The sequence below is a fragment of the Bradyrhizobium sp. UFLA05-108 genome (assembly GCF_059803455.1).
The window spans coordinates 1-18,496 of sequence record NZ_JBANAZ010000002.1; the positions used below are offsets into that span (position 1 = coordinate 1).

Sequence of the window (18,496 nt, forward strand, 5' to 3'; positions counted from 1 at the left end):
GCCACGAAAGACCTTGCTCTTTCAAACCCCAGCTGAGAAGTTCGCAGAATGTGTTGCGGCGATGAGTTGAACCCGCCGGGCAAGGCGGACATCGGCTAACCAAACCCGCCGCTACATTTCTCGAAATGAGCCGTTGCTGCCCTCAATGGAAGTCGCCATGCTCCGAGCCAATCACCGCACTGGAGGGTCACCAATTCCGTGAATAGTTTCATTCCCGCGATTCTTCCGCGCGGCAAAGGGCACCAGTTTGTCTTGTATGGCGACTCCTGTTCGGGCGCCCCAGGTGCATTGCACGAAGAGACCTTCGCCTCGGTCAACGCAGCTGTTCAACGTCTGCAGCCGCAGCCCGAATTCATTCTCTTTCCAGGCGATGAGATCATCGGCCTAACGCCGGATGCGGACGTTCTGCGCGCGCAGTGGCGACATTGGTTCGACACGGAAATGGCGTGGCTCGACCGTGCGGCTATCCCCATCTGGCACACAACCGGAAATCATACGACCTACGACCTGATGAGCGAGGCGGTGTTCCGCAGCTTTCTTAATTTGCCGAATAACGGACCGCCAGGGCAAGCTGGTCTCTCCTATTTCGTACGGCGCGGCGAGCTTTTGATGGTATTCGTCAACACGCTCTGGAGCGGGCTCGGAGGTGAGGGCCATGTCGAGATCGACTGGCTCGAAGCAACGCTGAGAGCTCATGGCGATGCCCGACATAAGCTCGTTCTTGGTCATCATCCGGTGTTTCCCGTCAATGGCTTTGCCGGCGCCTATCAGCGCGAGATCGGCCACGAATACGCTCGTCCGTTCTGGGACGTTCTTGTGAACGAAAACGTCCTTGCCTACCTGTGCAGCCACATCCTTGCTTTCGACGTGCAGGCGCACAGCGGCGTCCTGCAAATCTGCACCGCAGGCGCCGGAACGGCTCACAGAATGCCGGAAGGCGTTGAATATCTGCACTGCGTCCAGGCCGCGCTTGACGAGCAGGGCCTGCGTTATCAGGTGCTCGATACCGGCGGCGCCGTAAGGGAGAGGATGGAATGGCCGCTGCCCAATCCAGATCCCGCCCTGTGGAGGCAACTGCCGCTCGGAGAAGTGGAAGCGATGTTCAGTGGACGTGTGCCGAGCGGATCCAGGATTGAGCTGCGACTGGCAGGGCAGAGCGCCACGATCGACGTTGCATCGGCGCAGACAATCTTCACGGCTTTCGCGCCAAGCTCAATCGCGCCGTTCTGGTTGGGACTTCGGGGGCCGAAGCAAACCCTGACAGCCATCGTCGGTCGTGATCCGGGGCGCAGTCCGTCCTATTGGTTTGGACCTGATCTTGCAGGAGGTGAAAGTTTCGATATCCACGTCCTCATCTATCCGGATATGGGCCCTGGCGGCTTGCTGTACCGCCACCACACCACGCCGTATTGGTCGTCCTTCGACTCTGCGACCGCGCGAGGATTAGAGCAGCTTTCTTGGCCTCAGCGTTGGGCCATCGGTCAGGGACAGAGCGGCAGTGAAGACCGCCCGTTTAGAGGTACAGCGTTGAATCTCCAAATCGTGCCGACAGAGACTTCATGAGCTGCGCCGAACCGAGCCGACATGAAATTCAGATCTTTTTGCAGGGGCGTGGCGCCAAGCAGCGGCCGGGCACGTGGTGCAAATCGCACTAAGGTGCGTCCGCCTTGTGCGGATGTCGTGACGTTTGCGGACATCAGGCGGGGGAAACTCTGCGATGGTGAACTTTTGCCACTGATTTGCCCGACGCGTCAAGCGATTTCGTAAAATCAGCAGGCCGTGTGCGGGCGATCCTCGGCTACTTTGCATGGGGTTGTTTTTCAGATTTTGATGGAAGCCCCGAAGCGGGAAATCGGGTACACAAAAAAGGGCCGCCTCAACAGACGGCCCTTTCGTTTCTCGTCCAAGCGCTTCCGCTTACTCCGCGGCCTGCTTCTGCGGCGGATCGAGCGCGCCGGACTTGTGGATGTCGGCGACCTGGTGATCCGAGAAGCCGAGCACGCTGCGCAGGATCTCGTCGGTGTGCTCGCCGAGCAGCGGCGAGCGCTGCACGTCGCTCGGTGAGTCCGACAGCTTGATCGGGTTGCCGACCGAGATGTACTTGCCCCGCGTCGGATGGTCGACTTCGACCACGGTGCCGGTCGCGCGCAGCGACTGGTCTTCGGCGATCTCCTTCATCGACAGGATCGGGCCGCAGGGGATGTCGTCCTTGTTGAGGATCTCCATCGCCTCGAACTTCGTCTTCGTCATCGTCCACTGCTCGATGCGGGCGAAGATCTCGTTGAGCCGCGGCAGGCGGGCTGCGGGCTTTGCGTAGTTCGGATCGGTCTTCCAGGTCGGCTCGCCGATCACGTCGCAGATCTTCTCCCAGACCGGGGCCTGGGTGATGAAGTAGATGTAGGCGTTGGGATCGGTCTCCCAGCCCTTGCACTTCAGGATGCGGCCGGGCTGGCCGCCGCCGGAATCGTTGCCGGCGCGCGGCACGGCATCGCCGAACGGAATGCCTTCGCCGAACTGGCTGTACTCCTTGAGCGGACCGTGGGCGAGGCGCTGCTGGTCGCGCAGCTTGACGCGCGCGAGGTTGAGCACGCCGTCCTGCATCGCGGCCGTGACGCGCTGGCCCTTGCCCGAATGCGTGCGCTGATAGAGCGCGGTGACGATGCCGAGCGCGAGATGCAGGCCGGTGCCGCTATCGCCGATCTGCGCGCCGGTGACGAGCGGCAGGCCGTCGCGGAAGCCCGTGGTCGAGGCGGCGCCGCCGGTGCACTGCGCGACGTTCTCATAGACCTTGCAGTCCTCGTACGGCCCGGGACCAAAGCCCTTGATCGAGGCGACGATCATCTTCGGGTTGATCGCCTGAATCTTCTCCCAGGGGAAGCCCATGCGGTCGAGCACGCCGGGGCCGAAGTTCTCGACCAGCACGTCGCACTTCCTGATCAGTTCGGTGAGAACCTCCTTGCCCTTGGGGTTCTTGGTGTCGAGCGTGATCGAGCGCTTGTTGTGGTTCAGCATGGTGAAATACAGGCTGTCCACGTTCGGGATGTCCTGGAGCTGGCCGCGGGTGATGTCACCGACACCCGGACGCTCCACCTTGATCACGTCGGCGCCGAACCATGCCAGCAACTGCGTGCAGGTCGGCCCCGACTGGACGTGGGTGAAATCGAGAATGCGAACGCCCGTGAGCGCCTTGGTCATCGTGTCTGCTCCTTTTACTATTTGTTGCCGTCATGCCCGCGAAGGCGGGCATCCAGTATTCGCCGTCAATTCAGTCGGGCTCAGCGTTCGCCATCAGGGATGGTCCGGCGATTACTGGGTTCCCCGCCTGCGCGGGGAATGACCCGGTCGGTGCTCACTTCTTCTTCTGCAAGACGCTCTGCGGATTGAGATTGCCGATGCGGCCGCTCTCCGAGCCTGCCGCCGGATCGATCACCGCGTTGATCAGCGTCGGCTTGCCCGAGCTGATGGCCTCGTTGACTGCGCGCTTCAGCTCATCCGGCGAGGTCGCGTTCACGCCGACGCCGCCAAAGGCTTCCATCATCTTGTCGTAGCGTGCGCCCTTGACGAACACGGTGGTCGCGGGATCTGCGTTGGCGTTGTTGACGTCGGTGCCGCGATAGATGCCGTCATTGTTGAAGATGACGACGCAGATCGGCAAATTGTAGCGGCAGATGGTCTCGACCTCCATGCCGGAGAAGCCGAAGGCGCTGTCGCCTTCCACCGCGAGCACGGGGTTGCCGGTCTCGAGCGCGGCAGCAATCGCCTGGCCCATGCCGATCCCCATCACCCCCCAGGTGCCGACGTCGAGACGCTTGCGCGGCTTGTACATGTCGATGACGCCGCGGGCGAGGTCGAGCGTGTTGGCGCCCTCGTTGACGAGGATCGCGTCCGGATGCTCCTTGATGACGTTCTTCAGCACGCCGAGCGCGCCGTGATAGTCCATCGGCGACTTGTTGTTCATGAGCTTCGGCGCCATCTTGGCGACGTTCTCTTCACGCTTGGTCGAAACAGCCTTGGTCCATTCGGACGGCGGCACGGTCCAGCCCGCAGCCATCGCCTGGTTGAAGGCGGAGACGACGGAGCCGATGTCGCCGACGACCGGCGCGACGATCTCGACGTTGGAGTCCATCTCCTTCGGCTCGATGTCGACCTGGATGAATTTCTTGGGCGCTTCGCCCCAGCTCTTGCCCTTGCCGTGCGAGAGCAGCCAATTGAGCCGCGCGCCGATCAGCAGGACGACGTCGGACTCTTTCAGCACCGTCGAGCGGGCGGCTCCAGCGCACTGCGGATGGGTGTCGGGGAGGAGGCCCTTGGCCATGCTCATCGGCAGGAAGGGGACGCCGCTCTTCTCGACGAAGCTCTTGATCTCCTCGTCGGCCTGCGCGTAGGCAGCGCCCTTGCCGAGGATGATGAGGGGACGTTTCGCGCTCTTTAGAACATCGAGCGCGCGCTTGACCGACGCAGGCGAGGGGATCTGTGCGGGCGAAGCATCGATCACCTTGACCAGCGACTTCTGGCCGGCATCGGCGTTCATGACCTGGCCGAACAGCTTGGCCGGCAGGTCGAGATAGACGCCGCCGGGACGGCCGGAGACCGCGGCGCGGATGGCGCGAGCCAGACCAATGCCGATGTCCTGGGCGTGCAGCACGCGATAGGCCGCCTTGCACAGCGGCTTTGCGACCGCAAGCTGATCCATCTCCTCATAGTCGCCCTGCTGGAGGTCGACGATCTCGCGCTCGGAAGAGCCCGAGATCAGGATCATCGGATAGCAATTGGTGGTGGCGTGAGCCAGCGCAGTGAGGCCATTGAGGAAGCCGGGCGCGGAGACGGTGAGACAGACGCCGGGCTTCTTGGTGAGGAAACCTGCGATTCCCGCCGCGTAACCGGCGTTCTGCTCGTGACGGAAGGAGATCACGCGGATGCCCGCGGCCTGTGCCATGCGGCCCAAATCCGTGATCGGGATGCCCGGCACATTATAGATGGTGTTGATGCCGTTCAGCTTGAGCGCGTCGATGACGAGATGAAAGCCATCCGTCAATTCCTGCTCGGTGCCCGGTGCTTCGGACTTGGTCGCGGTATTCAGCATGGGCCTTGTCTCCCTGGTCTCAAGGTCGTTGGGGCGAATTGTTCGCCCTTCTGGTGAAGTTGCTGGCTCAACAGCTACGTGAATAGTTCCTGGCCATGCGCTTCGACGTAAGCCGCAAGGCCAAGGGTGTGATCGCGAGCGCGCTTCTCGGCGAGCTCGGTGTCGCGCGCTTCCAGCGCTTCGATGATGCCGAGATGCTCGGGCAGCGAGGTCGCGGTACGGTCCTTCCGTCCGATCGTCAGTTGCCGGTAGCCGCGCACGTGCAGCAGAAGGTCGTTGGTGAGGTCGACCAGGATCGGCGATTCCGACAGCGAGATCAGCGCCTGGTGGAAGGCGATGTTGGCGCGCGAATATTCCTCGATGTGATCCTCGGGTAGGCGATCCTTGCCGAAATCCTTGAAGTAGTCGCGCAGCGCCGAAATGTCCTTCTTGCGCGCGGTGGTGGTGATCAGGCGCGCCGCCATGCTCTCCAGCGCCGCCCAGGCGCGGATCATGTCGACGATCTCGCTCTTGGTCCTACGCACCACCATGATACCCCGGCGCGGCACGGTCTTCACAAAACCGTCCTGCTCGAGCATCGCGATCGCTTCGCGGATCGGCGTGCGGCTCACGCCAAGGCGTTCGGACAGCGCGCGCTCGTCCAGCATCACCGGCTCGGGCGTCGAATAGATGTCCATCTTGAGGATCGCTTCCTTCAAGGCGTCATACGCCTTGTTCTTGAAGCTGCTCTCCGGGGCAATACGGACGATTGCGAGATCTGCCTCGGCCATGTTGGGCGATGCCTTGATTTGCTTCACGACGATTCTCCTCCTCAGGGGGAGTCGTCTTTTACAGGAATATTTACCGAAATGTTTTTGGCATACCACATGCCAGAATGTCAAGCTGCCTATTTTTTGCGGCGTTCGGACCCATCCCCCGCCTTGACAAGTTGGCTTCTGGCATACCAAATGCCATCGCCAGCCATTTTTGATCCAAACCGGCGGAATAAACTCGGGCTTTCTGCCCCTCCGTTCCGCGGCATGGAACAAGGCGCGGCGAATGGCAAGCATCACGGGCAGCCGCAATGTGCGCGCCTTGCAAAGCAAGATCTGAGGTCAAGGGAGAAACCACATGTCGAATTCCAAAGATGCCGTCCGCAGGGTGCTTGACCAGGTCAAGGCGGACAACCGCACCAGCCTGACGGCCCCCGAAGGCAAGCTCGTCTGCGATGCCTACGGCATTCCGGTGCCGAAGGAGGGGGTCGCGAAGTCGGCCGGTGAGGCCGGCAAGATGGCTTCCTCCATGGGCTTCCCGGTCGTGATGAAGATCGTCTCGCCCGACATTCTCCACAAGACTGAAGCCGGTGGCGTCATCGTCGGCCTCAAGACGGCGCAGGATGCCGAGAAGGCCTACGAGACCATTCTCTCCAATGCCAAGAAATACAAGGCTGACGCCAAGATCGAGGGCATCCAGGTGCAGCAGATGCTGGCTGGCGGGACCGAGGTGATCGTCGGCTCGATCACCGACGGTTCCTTCGGCAAGCTGGTCGCCTTCGGCCTCGGCGGCGTGCTCGTCGAAGTGTTGAAGGACATCACCTTCCGCCTCGCGCCCGCAACCAGGGAGGATGCGCTGTCGATGCTCGACGGAATCCAGGCGCATGAGATTCTGAAGGGCGTTCGCGGTGGCGAGCCGGTGAACCGCACGGCGCTTGCCGACGTCATCGTCAAGGTCTCGCAGCTCGTCACGGACTTCCCGGAGATCATCGAGCTCGACCTCAACCCGGTGTTCGCGACCCCAAAGGATGCGATCGCCGCCGACGTGCGCATCGTCGTCGACTTCGCCTACAAGCCAAAGCCGAAGCCGCGCCCGACCGAAGAGATCGTCGCGGCCATGAACCGCATCATGCAGCCGAAGGCGGTTGCCGTGATCGGCGCCTCGGCCGAAGACGGCAAGATCGGCAACTCCGTGATGAAGAACCTCGTCAACGGCGGCTACAAGGGCGAGATCATTCCGATCCATCCCAAGGCCCCCGAGATCCTCGGCTACAAGGCTTATAAGAGCGTCAAGGACGTGCCGGGCGTGATCGACGTCGCGGTGTTCGCGATCCCCGCAAAATTCGTCGCCGGCGCGCTGACCGAATGCGGCGAGAAGAAGATTCCGGGCGCCGTGCTGATTCCGTCGGGCTTCGCGGAGGCTGGCGCGCCGGAGCTCCAGGCCGAGATCGTCGAGGTCGGCAAGAAGTACGACATCCGTCTGATGGGGCCGAACATCTACGGCTTCTACTATACGCCTGCCAATCTCTGCGCGACATTCTGCACGGCCTATGACGTGAAGGGCCACGCGGCGCTGTCGTCGCAGTCGGGCGGAATCGGCATGGCCATCATCGGCTTCTCGCGCTCGGCCAAGATGGGCGTCTCCGCGATCGTCGGCCTCGGCAACAAGTCCGACATCGACGAGGACGATCTGCTCGCCTTCTTCGAGCAGGATCCGAACACCAATTTGATCGCGCAGCACTGCGAAGACCTCAAGGATGGCCGTGCCTTTGCGGAAGCCGCAAAACGCGTCTCCAAGAAGAAACCGGTCGTCGTGCTCAAGGCCGGCCGCACCTCGGCTGGGGCCAAGGCGGCGTCCTCGCACACCGGCGCGCTTGCCGGTAACGACAGGATCTATGAGGACGTCTTCAAGCAGTCCGGTGTGATCCGCGCGCGTTCGCTGCGGCAGCTGCTTGAGTTCGCCCGTGGCGTGCCGGTGCTGCCGACGCCGAAGGGCGAGAACGTGCTGATCATCACCGGCGCCGGCGGCTCGGGCGTGCTGCTGTCGGACTCCTGCGTCGACAACGGCTTGTCGCTGATGTCGATGCCGCCGGATCTCGATGCGGCCTTCCGCAAGTTCATCCCGCCGTTTGGCGCGGCCGGAAATCCTGTGGATATCACCGGCGGCGAGCCGCCGATCACCTACGTCAACACGGTGAAGCTCGGCCTCTCGGACGATCGCATCCACGCGCTGATCCTCGGCTACTGGCACACGATCGTCACCCCGCCGATGGTGTTCGCACGCAACATGGTCGAGGTGAAGAAGGAGATGGAGGCCAAAGGCTTCGTGAAGCCGATGGTTGCCTCGCTTGCCGGCGACGTCGAGGTCGAGGAAGCCGCCGAATATCTCTATCAGCACGGCATCCCGGCCTACGCCTATTCGACTGAGCTGCCGGTTGAGGTTTTGGGCGCCAAGTACAAGTGGGCGCGCGGGGCAGGGCTGCTCTGAGCGGTCTCTCCCTTGTCATCCCGGGGCGATGTAACGGAACCGCGCAAGCGCGGCCCGGAGCGTCGAACCCGAGATCTCGAGATTCCGGGTCTGGTGCGCCAGGCCCGGGCTTCGCGCAGTTTCGGCGCACCATCCCGGAATGACCAACGCAAAAGCGGCAGGTCGCGATGAGCAAGAACGTCATCCGGCGCAAATCGCTCGAGCCTCGATCACCATCGGAGGGCGACCACGACGCGCGCGACGGCGGCGTGCAGTCCGTCGACCGCGCGCTGTCGATCATCGAGACGTTGGCCGAGGACGACGAAGGCTATCGCCTGAGTGATCTCGCCGTCCGCACCGGATTGTCGGCCTCGACCGTGCACCGGCTGCTCGCAACGCTCGAAAGCCGTCGCTTCGTGCAGTTCGACCGCGTCGAGTCCAAATGGCACGTCGGCGTGCGCAGTTTTACCGTCGGCGCCAGCTTCGCGCGGCGGCGCAACTTCACGGCGCAGGCCATTCCCTACCTTCGGAAGCTGCGCGATCTCACCCGCGAGACTGCCAACCTCGCCGTGGTCGACGACGAGTTCATCATCGTGCTGACTCGCATGGAGAGCCGCGAGATCATGCGCTCGCTGACCAAGGTCGGCGGCCGCGTCGCGATGGTGACATCCGGTGTCGGCAAGGCGGTGCTCGCGACCTATTCGGACGAGGACGTCGGCGCAGTCATCCGGCACCACGGCATGCCGAGGCTCACGGAGAAGTCGATCGTCCGGCCGAGTGACCTGTTCAGGGAGCTCGCGACGATTCGCAAGCAGGGATATGCGGTCGACGACGAGGAGGCGGAGATCGGCCTGCGCTGCGTAGCGGCCGTGGTCTACAACGCGCTGACCGAGCCGCTCGCGGCGATCTCGGTCTCGGGCATGACCAGCCGCGTGACCGACACCCGCTTGCCCGAGATTGGTCGCATGGTGCGCGAGGTGGCCGCGGAACTTACCGCAGCGATGGGCGGGGTCGTGCCTCGGGCCGAGGATGGGGACTGAAGGTCGGGCTACTTTCGATGTGCCCAATGCGTAAGCAGGCGTGCCGTTTAATTTGAGCTTGCCCCTCGTGGCTGAGGGCGCAACCATCGCCGGGTCATTCACGCCTTGCGAGAGTCCCGATGACCCGACTGACCCGCTTTGCCGTCGCACCGCTGCATGAGATGACGCGGCGCCTTGCCGACGTTGCCTCCTCTCGCGTCGTGCCTGATCTCGTCGTCACGGGCGCGCGGGTGCTGTCGACCTATTCGGAGCGCGTCCACCCGGACCGCGAGGTCTGGATCACCGGCGGCCGGATCGCGGCGGTGAAACCGGCCGGTGCGGCTAGGAAGGTCTGGAGCAGTGTGAGGCTCTATGACGCCGCCGGTGGCATCATTGCTCCGGGGCTGGTCGATCCGCATATCCACATCGAATCCTCGATGGTGACGGCCTGCGCCTATGCGGAAGCGGCGCTGCTCAACGGCACCACCACGATCTTCTGTGACAGCCATGAGATCGGCAACGTCATGGACGTCGCCGGCGTCGAGGCGATGCTTCAGGACGCGCGCGAGGCGCCGCTGTCGATCTTTTTGACGGTGCCTTCGACCGTACCGGCGACGTCGGCCGAGTTGGAAACCGCTGGAGGAGACCTCACACCGGACAAGATCGCTGGCCTGTTCGACCGCTGGCCGGAAGCGGTGGCGCTCGGCGAGAAGATGGATTTCGTGCCGGTGACTATGGGCGACGAGCGCAGCCACGCGATCCTGGCCGCCGCGCTCAAGCGCGGGCGTCCCGTGTCCGGTCATGTCTATGGCCGCGAATTCGTCGCGGCCTATGCAGCATCCGGCGTCACTGACACCCACGAAGCAATTGATCGCGACATTGCCGACGATCTCCTTGATGCCGGCGTCTGGGTCTTCCTCCGCGGCGGGCCGCCGACCACGCCGTGGCACTCGCTGCCGCAGGCGATCCGCACCATCACCGAGCTCGGGGCCTCCCACAAGCGGACCGCGGTATGCACCGATGACCGCGACGCCGACGATCTCTTCCTGTTTGGCCTGGACTGGGTGGTGCGCGAAGCCGTGAAGGCCGGGATGTCGCCGGAGCAGGCCTGGTCGATGGGCTCGCTGCATGGCGCGACACGCTTCAACATGGAGGGTGAAATCGGCGGGCTCGGTGGCGGTCGACGCGCCGATCTCGTGCTAATGGACGACAATCTGAAGCCGCAATGCACCTGGTATGGCGGCGAGTTGGTGGTCGAGAAGGGCAAGATCACAGAGCTTCTCGATCAGGCGCTGTCGCAGCGCTATCAATATCCGAAGTCGGCCTATGCGACCGTGAAGCTGCCGGAACAGCTCACGCTGGTGCCGGAGCTTCCGGCGAAGGCTTGCACCGTCAACGCGATCAAGACCGCACTTCCCGGCATCATGCTCATCCACGAGAAGGTCAGAATCGAACCGGCGAAGGATTGGCCGACCCTGTTTGCGCGCCATGGCCTGTGCTTCGTGACGGTAGTCGAGCGCCATGGCAAATCGGCTGGCAACGTCGCCTACGGCCTCCTCAAGGATTTTGGCCTCAAGCGCGGCGCGGTGGCCTCCAGCGTCGGGCACGACAGCCACAACATCATCGTCGCCGGAACCAACGAAGCTGACATGCAACTGGCGATATCGGCCATCAAGCAGCAACAAGGCGGCGTCTGCGTCGTCGCTGATGGCAAGGTGAGGGCGCTGGTTCCGCTGCCGATCGCAGGACTGCTCTCGGACAAGCGTATCACTGAGGTGGCCGAGGAGGTGCGGGTCCTGAAGGCGGAATGGGCGCAAGCTGGCTGCACCATCCCCTATATGGGCTTCAATTTGATTCCGCTATCGGTCATTCCGGAAATTCGCATCACCGACAAGGGCCTCGTGCTGGTGCCGCAGATGGAGCTCGCGCCCTTGTTCGAGTAGCCGCTTTCATGCGTCGCTTGATGTAACCGATTGAGACCGCCGCGATTTTTCTGCGGCTGCCACATCGTGGAAAATAAAATCGATCTCGTTGAGCGCGGCCCGTGCGCAATCGATGATCACGCTCGAAGTGAGGCAACCGAGCGAGGTCCGATATGGCGAAGATGCGAGCCGTCGATGCAGCCGTGCGAATTCTGGAGAAGGAAGGCATCTCGACCGCCTTCGGCGTTCCCGGGGCCGCGATCAATCCGCTTTACTCGGCGTTGAAGAAGAGAGGCTCGATTCGCCACATCCTGGCGCGCCATGTCGAGGGCGCTTCCCACATGGCGGAAGGCTACACGCGGGCGAAGGCCGGCAATATCGGCGTCTGCATCGGTACATCAGGGCCGGCCGGCACCGACATGATCACAGGGCTCTATTCGGCGATCGCCGATTCCATTCCGATCCTCTGCATCACCGGACAGGCGCCACGGGCTCGGCTCTACAAGGAGGACTTTCAGGCGGTCGATATCGAATCCATCGCAAAGCCGGTGACGAAATGGGCGGTCACCGTGCGCGAGCCGGCGCTGGTGCCGCGCGTGTTCAGCCAGGCCTTTCACGTGATGCGCTCGGGGCGTCCCGGCCCGGTCCTGATCGACATGCCGCTCGATGTGCAGCTCGCCGAGATCGAGTTCGACGATGAGACCTACGAGCCGTTACCGGTCTACCGGCCGACCGCGACGCGCAAGCAGGTCGAGAAGGCGCTGGAGATGCTCAACGCCGCCGAACGGCCGCTGATCGTCGCGGGTGGCGGTATCATCAACGCCGATGCTTCCGACCTGCTCGTCGAGTTCGCCGAGACCGTGAACGTGCCTGTTGTCCCGACGCTCATGGGGTGGGGCGCGATCCCTGACGATCACGTGCTGATGGCCGGCATGGTCGGCTTGCAGACCAGCCATCGCTACGGAAATGCCACCATGCTCGAATCCGATTTCGTGCTTGGCATCGGCAATCGCTGGGCCAACCGGCATACCGGCTCGATCGAGACCTACACCAAGGGCCGCAAATTCGTGCATGTCGACATCGAGCCGACTCAGATCGGGCGCGTCTTCAATCCCGATCTCGGCATCGTCTCCGACGCGAAGGTCGCGCTGGAGTTGTTCGTCACCGTCGCCAGGGAGTGGCGCCGGACAGGCAGGTTGCGCGAGCGCCAGGCGTGGCCCGCGGCCTGCCGCGATCGCAAGCGTTCGATGCTGCGCAGAAGCCATTTCGACAACGTGCCGATCAAGCCGCAGCGCGTCTACGAGGAGATGACCAAGGCTTTTGGCCGCGACACCTGCTATGTCACCGTCATCGGCCTGTCGCAGATCGCCGGCGCGCAGTTTTTGGGCGTTTATAAGCCACGCAACTGGATCAATGCCGGGCAGGCCGGCCCCCTCGGCTGGACGCTGCCCGCAGCCCTCGGGGTGCGCGCTGCGTGTCCGGATCGCGACATCGTTGCGCTCTCGGGCGATTACGACTTCCAGTTCCTGATCGAGGAGCTCGCGGTCGGGGCGCAATTCAATCTGCCCTACATCCACGTCGTCGTGAACAATTCCTATCTCGGCCTCATCCGTCAGGCGCAACGCGGCTTCGACATGGACTATCACGTCCAGCTTTCCTTCGAGAATATCAATGCTCCCGAGCTCGGCGTTTACGGCGTCGACCACGTTGCGGTCGCCGAAGGCCTTGGCTGCAAGGCGATCCGCGTCACCGACCCCAGGGACGCGCAGGCCGCCTTCGCGACCGCGCGCGAGTTGATGTCCAAGCACCGCGTCCCGGTGGTGGTCGAGTTCATCCTCGAGCGCGTCACCAACGTCGCGATGGGCACCGAGATCGACAACATTGTCGAGTTCGAGGAGGTGCTTGACCTGCCGCTCGACGAGGTCGGGAGCACGCGCCCGGGCGTGCTGCAGCCGGCAGAGTAGGGAGGACAGCCTCGTGCCAAAATTCGCCGCCAATCTCACCATGCTCTTCAACGAGATGCCGTTTGTCGACCGCTTTGCCGCGGCGAAGTCGGCCGGATTCAGCGGGGTCGAATATCTGTTCCCGTATGATTTCGACAAGGCGCTGTTGCGCGAACAGCTCGACAGTCACGGGCTCACGCAGGTGCTCCATAATCTCCCGGCCGGTAACTGGGCGGGCGGCGAGCGCGGCATTGCGATCCTGCCTGATCGCGTCGCCGAATTCCGCGACGGCGTGTTCCGCGCCATCGATTATGCCAAAGCGCTTGACTGCGACCGGCTCAATTGTCTCGTCGGCATCGCGCCTGATGATGCCGATCCACGCGAGTTGAACGAGACGCTGGTCGGAAACCTGCGTTTCGCTGCCGCGGCGCTGGCGCGTGAAAACATCGAGCTGCTGATCGAACCGATCAACACCTTCGACATTCCCGGCTTCTTCCTCAACCGCACCGAGCAGGCGGTGCAGCTCATCTCCGATGTGCGCTCCAGCAACTTGTTCATCCAGTACGATATCTATCACATGCAGATCATGGAGGGCGATCTCGCCCGGACCATGCAGAAATATCTCGACCGCATCTCGCATATCCAGCTTGCCGACAATCCCGGCCGCCACGAGCCGGGCACGGGCGAGATCAACTATCCCTTCCTGTTCCGCCATCTCGACGCGATCGGCTATCGCGGTTGGATCGGCTGCGAATACAAGCCGCGCACCACGACGCTGGAAGGCATGTCCTGGCACGCGGCACAAACGTTCGAGACGTGAGGATATCGAAGCACGGTCACGGTGCGCTCCCTCTCCTGCTTGCGGGAGAGGGCTGGGGTGAGGGTGTCTCCACGACGGGGTTCATTGATGCGTGCTGCAGTAATCCCAAACGCAAGAGAACCCTCACCCGGCACTGCGTGCCAACCTCTCCCGTAAGCAGGAGAGGTGAGGCCGCCGCCCGTGGATCGGACGCCCAAAATTGAAAGGAAACGACTGACATGATCGATATCGGCTTCATCGGACTTGGCACCATGGGGCGGCCGATGGCCGGCCATCTCCTGGCGGCGGGCCATCGCCTCTTTCTGCACGACATCGCACCGATTGCGCCCACGCTGATCGCGGCCGGCGGCGTCGCCTGCAAATCGGCGAAGGAGGTCGCAGAAGAGGCGGATGCCGTCATCATCATGGTGCCGGATACGCCGCATGTGGAGGCCGTGCTGTTCGGCAAGGACGGTGTCGCGAGCGGCATCTCCAAGGGCAAGATTGTCGTCGACATGAGCTCGATCTCGCCATTGGCAACCAAGGAGTTCGCGAAGAAGATCGAGGCTCTCGGCGCCGATTATCTCGACGCGCCGGTGTCGGGCGGCGAGGTCGGCGCCAAGGCGGCGAGCCTCACCATCATGATCGGCGGTCCGGAGCGCGCTTTCAACACCATGAAGGCCGTCTTCGACAAGATGGGCAAAAACGTCACCCGCGTCGGCGCCAATGGCGACGGCCAGACCACGAAGGTCGCGAACCAGATCATCGTCGCGTTGACGATCGAGGCGGTGAGCGAGGCCCTGCTGTTCGCCTCGAAGGCCGGCGCGGATCCCGCGCTGGTGCGGCAGGCGTTGATGGGCGGCTTCGCCTCGTCGCGGATTCTCGAGGTCCATGGCGAGCGCATGGTGAAGCGCAATTTCGATCCGGGCTTCCGTATCGAGTTGCACCAGAAGGATCTCAACCTCGCACTCGAGGGGGCGCGCGCACTCGGGCTTTCGCTGCCGAGCACGGCAGTGGCGCAGCAATTGTTCTCGGCCTGCACCGCGCATGGCGGCAAGGCATGGGATCATTCGGGGATGGTGCGTGCGCTCGAGTTGATGGCGGGGCACGAGATCGCCGCGGCGTGAAACTGTTACGCAGTAACACTCTTTCGGATTGAGGCTCGTCGCGGTCACTTGGGAACCCGGAACTATCCCCGGGGTCCCGCGGTTGACCGCGCACGGACGAACAATCTGGAGAGAGGACATGAAGACAAGTCTTGTGATTTCGTTGGCTGCCGCTTCGCTGCTGGCGTCGAGCGCAGCCTTCGCGCAGTCGACCACCGCCGAGGGCGCTGCGAACGGCGCGCGGGCCGGCGGCGAGATTGGTGGTCCGGTCGGCGCGATGGTGGGCGGCACCGTCGGCGCGGCCGTTGGCGCCGGTCTCGAAATTCCGAATGCGGTGATTGGTGCGGTGCCGCGCTCCGAGCCTTCCGTCGTGGTGCATGAACGCGTGGTGGTCGGTGAGCCGCTGCCGCCGACCGTGGTGTTGCGCCCGGTGCCGAACTACAGGGAATATGACTATGCGGTCATCAACGACCGCCGTGTCATCGTCGAGCCGCGGACCCGCAAGGTCATCAGGATTCTCGAGTGATCGTCGCAAATGGAAGGCGAGGCCCCGCGGGCAGCTCTCCGCGGGGCCTTTACGCGTTTAAAGCGGCTGCCGCACGCCGAGGCCGTGCATGAAGCGCTCGCGGATCTGCACGGGGTCGCGGCGCGTGGTCCCGACTCCCGGCTTGTCGTCGATCCGCACCGCAATGAGGCTTGGTTCCGCGGCCGTCAACGACCCCTCGACCAGCCGCTCGAAATCCTCCTCGTCCGCGGCCCAGGCGCTGTTGGCAAGACCCGAACCGGTCGCGATTGCCACAACGTCGGCCACGTCAGCGGCCGGCGTCCGCTGCGAACCGGTGATCTGGTAGATACCGTTGTCCATCACGATCATGGTGAGGTTTTTCGGCTTGAGAGTTGCGATCGTCGTCAGCGCGCCGAGCTGCATCAGCAGCGAGCCATCGCCTTCGAGCCCAACCACGCGGCGTTCGGGCTGCGCCAGCGCCACCCCGAGCGCGATCGGGAAGGCGAGGCCCATGCTGCCGAGCATGTAGAAGTTTTGCGGGCGGTGGCCGGCGGCCCAGAGGTCGAAATTGGTGTTGCCGATGCCGCCGATCACGGCCTCCTCATTCCTGAGTTTCGCGAGCAGGCGCGAGGTGAGGTCGAAGCGGTTCATCACCTTGGTGTTGCGGGCGGTCGCGTTCATGACTGACCTCACTTGTCAAAAACCTTGCCGCCGGTGAGCAGCGGGTTGAGGATCAGCGCCACCGGCGCCTGTGTGGTGACCGCCTGCTTGATCGAGCGGTCGGCGATGAATTCGAGCTCGTCGAGCCGGGTGATGGTGTGATGCTCGAGCGCTAGCGAGTCCAGCACCGGCCGCATGGTGCGGCAGACCAGCGCCTGGCCATAGTTGAACTCGCCGAGCGTGCCGCGCTCGGACACGAACATGATCAGCGGGATTTGATAGGGCACGGCGAGCGAGGCCAGCACGTTCGCGAGCGTCGCAAAGCCCGAGGTCTGCATCAGCACGGCGCCCCGCCGTCCGCCCATCCAGGCGCCCGAGACGATGCCGACGGCTTCCTCCTCGCGCGCGGTAGCAAAGGTCATGAAGAAGGGATCGGCGTGCAGGGCCTTGATCAGCGGCGTCAGCACCCGATCGGGCACATAAGGCACCAGGCTGACCTCGTTCCGCTTCAGGGTTTGCAGCACGATGTCGTGCCAGCTTCGTTCGGTCGGTGACATCTGGGGCGGGGGCTGCTGCTCCGCGATCGTCATCTCGTCCTCCCTTCCGCCACATCTTCTTTGCTCTATGCAGCGGTGCTGCTTCGTAGGCGCCTTGGTGCCGAACTTGACGCGGTGGGCGGGATTGTCAACATGCCCGGACCGGCACGGTGGTCTGCGCTCGCTGCGCTGCCATGGCCGGCGTTGCCGTGTCATAAGCAACGACAACAAGAGCAACGGGAGGAGCATGGAAGGGGCGCAGTTCGCGCCACTCCTGCGATGCCTCCTTGTGAGGAGCCGGAAACATTTCGATGCCCGTCAACACCAAGCGCGTCTTCTACGTCAAGTATCTCGCACATCCGATCTACGTCGACGTCCTGAAGGCGCGGAGCGACGTCCGGATCGATCGCATCGAGAATGAAAGTCCCGAAGAATTCTACGCGCCGATCCTGGAGGCCGCGCACGTTTATCAGATCGGCGCTGCGCGCGACGAGCTCGCGCCGCATTTCCATGCCGAGGCCAGGCTGTTGAAGCGCGCGCCGAACCTCCTGATCGTTTCCTCCAACGGCGCCGGCTTCGATCCCGTCGACGTCGAGGCCTGCACGGCGGCCGGCGTGCTCGTCGTCAACCAATCCGGAGGCAACGCCCATTCGGTCGCCGAGCACGCGCTCGCGATGATGCTCACGCTGTCGAAGCGCATCATCCAGTCGGACCGCCGTCTGCGGCGCGAGCGCGACGTCAACCGCAACGATCTCATCGGCAACGAGGTTGGGGGCAAGACCGTCGGCATCGTCGGGCTCGGCAACGTCGGCCGCCGCATCGCCGCGCTCTGCAACACGCTTCTGGGCATGAAGATCCTGGCTTACGATCCCTATCTTTCGGCAGACGTGATGGCCGCGCGGGGCGGCGAGAAGGTCGATCTCGACGAGCTGCTGCGCCGGTCCGACTTCGTCTCGATCTCCTGTCCACTCACCAAGGAAAGCCGCGGCATGATCGGCGTGCGCGAATTTTCGCTGATGCAGCCGCACGCCTATTTCGTCACCACCGCGCGCGGTTTCGTCCACGATGAGGACGCGCTGCTCCAGGCCCTGCGCGACAAGCGCATCGCCGGTGCAGGTCTGGACGTCTGGTCCAAGGAGCCGCCGCCGCCCGAGCATCCGCTCCTTCAGTTCGACAACGTGTTGGCGAGCCCACACACAGCAGGCGTGACCCTGGAGGCCCGCCAGAACATGGGACGCATCGCCGCCGAGCAGGTCCTGGATGCGCTCGACGGCAAGCGGCCGCCGCGCATCATCAACCCCGAGGTCTGGTCGCATTACGCCGAGCGCTTCCGCGAGACATTTGGGATTACACCTGGATAGGGCGGGGCGACTGACGGATCGAGACGGCATGTGGCGGACCGGCACTCAGTTTGATCCCCCTCAAAATCTCCTTCCCATGAAAATGCAAAATGGGATTAGAGTGCTGCCGGGGTAGCAGGAGGTCCCATGTCACGCTATGTCGTCAGGTTCATGAAGGACGTGCTCGGTGAGTACGGCCGGCAGAGTGAGGTCTGCCAGGGAACCCTGGAAATCGACGCTTCCTGTGAAAGCGAGGCGACCGAGCAGGCCAAGCTGAGATTCTGCAAGGACCAGGCGTTGCATCACTGGTCCCTGCATGCGGATCGCATCCATGTGAAGGCTGCCGATTTTCCGTCTTGAGGCG

The 18,496-nt window shown here is 63.4% G+C and carries 15 protein-coding genes; 10 read left to right on the forward strand and 5 right to left on the reverse strand.

Annotation, left to right across the window (positions count from 1 at the left end; all coding sequences use genetic code 11):
* Nucleotides 1-198 precede the first annotated feature (198 nt).
* Entirely contained in the window at nucleotides 199-1,563 is a 1,365-nt protein-coding gene (locus tag SO140_RS01260; RefSeq protein ID WP_498542193.1) for a metallophosphoesterase family protein, read from the forward strand.
* A gap of 354 nt (nucleotides 1,564-1,917) precedes the next feature.
* Here the strand turns inward: SO140_RS01260 and frc are convergent, their stop codons facing one another.
* From frc to SO140_RS01275, 3 genes are all read right to left on the reverse strand, one after another.
* Nucleotides 1,918-3,195 (reverse strand): formyl-CoA transferase, encoded by a 1,278-nt coding sequence (frc, locus tag SO140_RS01265; RefSeq protein WP_449378296.1) that lies wholly within the window; start codon nucleotides 3,193-3,195, stop codon nucleotides 1,918-1,920.
* Nucleotides 3,196-3,349: 154 nt separating this feature from the next.
* A complete protein-coding gene (gene oxc, locus SO140_RS01270) occupies nucleotides 3,350-5,083 on the reverse strand; it encodes an oxalyl-CoA decarboxylase (RefSeq protein WP_449378297.1) in 1,734 nt (577 codons plus the stop codon).
* 74 nt (nucleotides 5,084-5,157) lie between these two features.
* A complete protein-coding gene (locus tag SO140_RS01275) occupies nucleotides 5,158-5,853 on the reverse strand; it encodes a GntR family transcriptional regulator (protein WP_051389613.1) in 696 nt (231 codons plus the stop codon).
* Between the two features lie 340 nt (nucleotides 5,854-6,193).
* Here SO140_RS01275 and SO140_RS01280 point away from each other — a divergent pair, with 340 nt between their 5' ends.
* From SO140_RS01280 to SO140_RS01310, 7 genes are all read left to right on the forward strand, one after another.
* Nucleotides 6,194-8,323: an acetate--CoA ligase family protein gene (locus tag SO140_RS01280; protein ID WP_449378298.1), complete on the forward strand. Its 2,130-nt coding sequence runs from the start codon at nucleotides 6,194-6,196 to the stop codon at nucleotides 8,321-8,323.
* 167 nt (nucleotides 8,324-8,490) lie between these two features.
* On the forward strand, nucleotides 8,491-9,342 hold the full coding sequence (locus SO140_RS01285) for an IclR family transcriptional regulator (protein ID WP_449378299.1): 852 nt from the start codon (nucleotides 8,491-8,493) through the stop codon (nucleotides 9,340-9,342).
* A 119-nt stretch (nucleotides 9,343-9,461) separates the two neighbouring features.
* The gene (locus SO140_RS01290; RefSeq protein WP_449378300.1) at nucleotides 9,462-11,264 is read left to right on the forward strand and encodes an adenine deaminase; all 1,803 of its coding nucleotides are present in this window, start codon (nucleotides 9,462-9,464) and stop codon (nucleotides 11,262-11,264) included.
* Between the two features lie 152 nt (nucleotides 11,265-11,416).
* Complete coding sequence (gene gcl, locus SO140_RS01295; protein ID WP_449378301.1) at nucleotides 11,417-13,207, forward strand: glyoxylate carboligase; 1,791 nt, start codon at nucleotides 11,417-11,419, stop codon at nucleotides 13,205-13,207.
* 13 nt (nucleotides 13,208-13,220) lie between these two features.
* Nucleotides 13,221-14,006: a hydroxypyruvate isomerase gene (gene hyi / locus SO140_RS01300; protein WP_449378302.1), complete on the forward strand. Its 786-nt coding sequence runs from the start codon at nucleotides 13,221-13,223 to the stop codon at nucleotides 14,004-14,006.
* A 218-nt stretch (nucleotides 14,007-14,224) separates the two neighbouring features.
* The gene (locus SO140_RS01305) at nucleotides 14,225-15,112 is read left to right on the forward strand and encodes a 2-hydroxy-3-oxopropionate reductase (RefSeq protein ID WP_449378303.1); all 888 of its coding nucleotides are present in this window, start codon (nucleotides 14,225-14,227) and stop codon (nucleotides 15,110-15,112) included.
* 118 nt (nucleotides 15,113-15,230) lie between these two features.
* A complete protein-coding gene (locus SO140_RS01310) occupies nucleotides 15,231-15,617 on the forward strand; it encodes a DUF1236 domain-containing protein (protein WP_449378304.1) in 387 nt (128 codons plus the stop codon).
* A gap of 57 nt (nucleotides 15,618-15,674) precedes the next feature.
* Here SO140_RS01310 and SO140_RS01315 read toward each other — a convergent pair whose 3' ends face one another.
* A complete protein-coding gene (locus tag SO140_RS01315) occupies nucleotides 15,675-16,277 on the reverse strand; it encodes a thiamine pyrophosphate-dependent enzyme (protein ID WP_449378305.1) in 603 nt (200 codons plus the stop codon).
* A gap of 8 nt (nucleotides 16,278-16,285) precedes the next feature.
* Nucleotides 16,286-16,846 carry a thiamine pyrophosphate-binding protein gene (locus SO140_RS01320; RefSeq protein WP_449378306.1) on the reverse strand — a complete coding sequence of 187 codons (561 nt, stop codon included), beginning with the start codon at nucleotides 16,844-16,846 and terminating at the stop codon, nucleotides 16,286-16,288.
* Between the two features lie 257 nt (nucleotides 16,847-17,103).
* On the opposite strand from SO140_RS01320, the gene SO140_RS01325 reads away from it, so the two are divergent.
* Together SO140_RS01325 and SO140_RS01330 are read left to right on the forward strand one after the other, a co-directional pair.
* Complete coding sequence (locus SO140_RS01325; RefSeq protein ID WP_449378307.1) at nucleotides 17,104-18,153, forward strand: hydroxyacid dehydrogenase; 1,050 nt, start codon at nucleotides 17,104-17,106, stop codon at nucleotides 18,151-18,153.
* A 126-nt stretch (nucleotides 18,154-18,279) separates the two neighbouring features.
* Nucleotides 18,280-18,492: a hypothetical protein gene (locus SO140_RS01330; protein ID WP_458146380.1), complete on the forward strand. Its 213-nt coding sequence runs from the start codon at nucleotides 18,280-18,282 to the stop codon at nucleotides 18,490-18,492.
* Nucleotides 18,493-18,496: the final 4 nt, after the last annotated feature.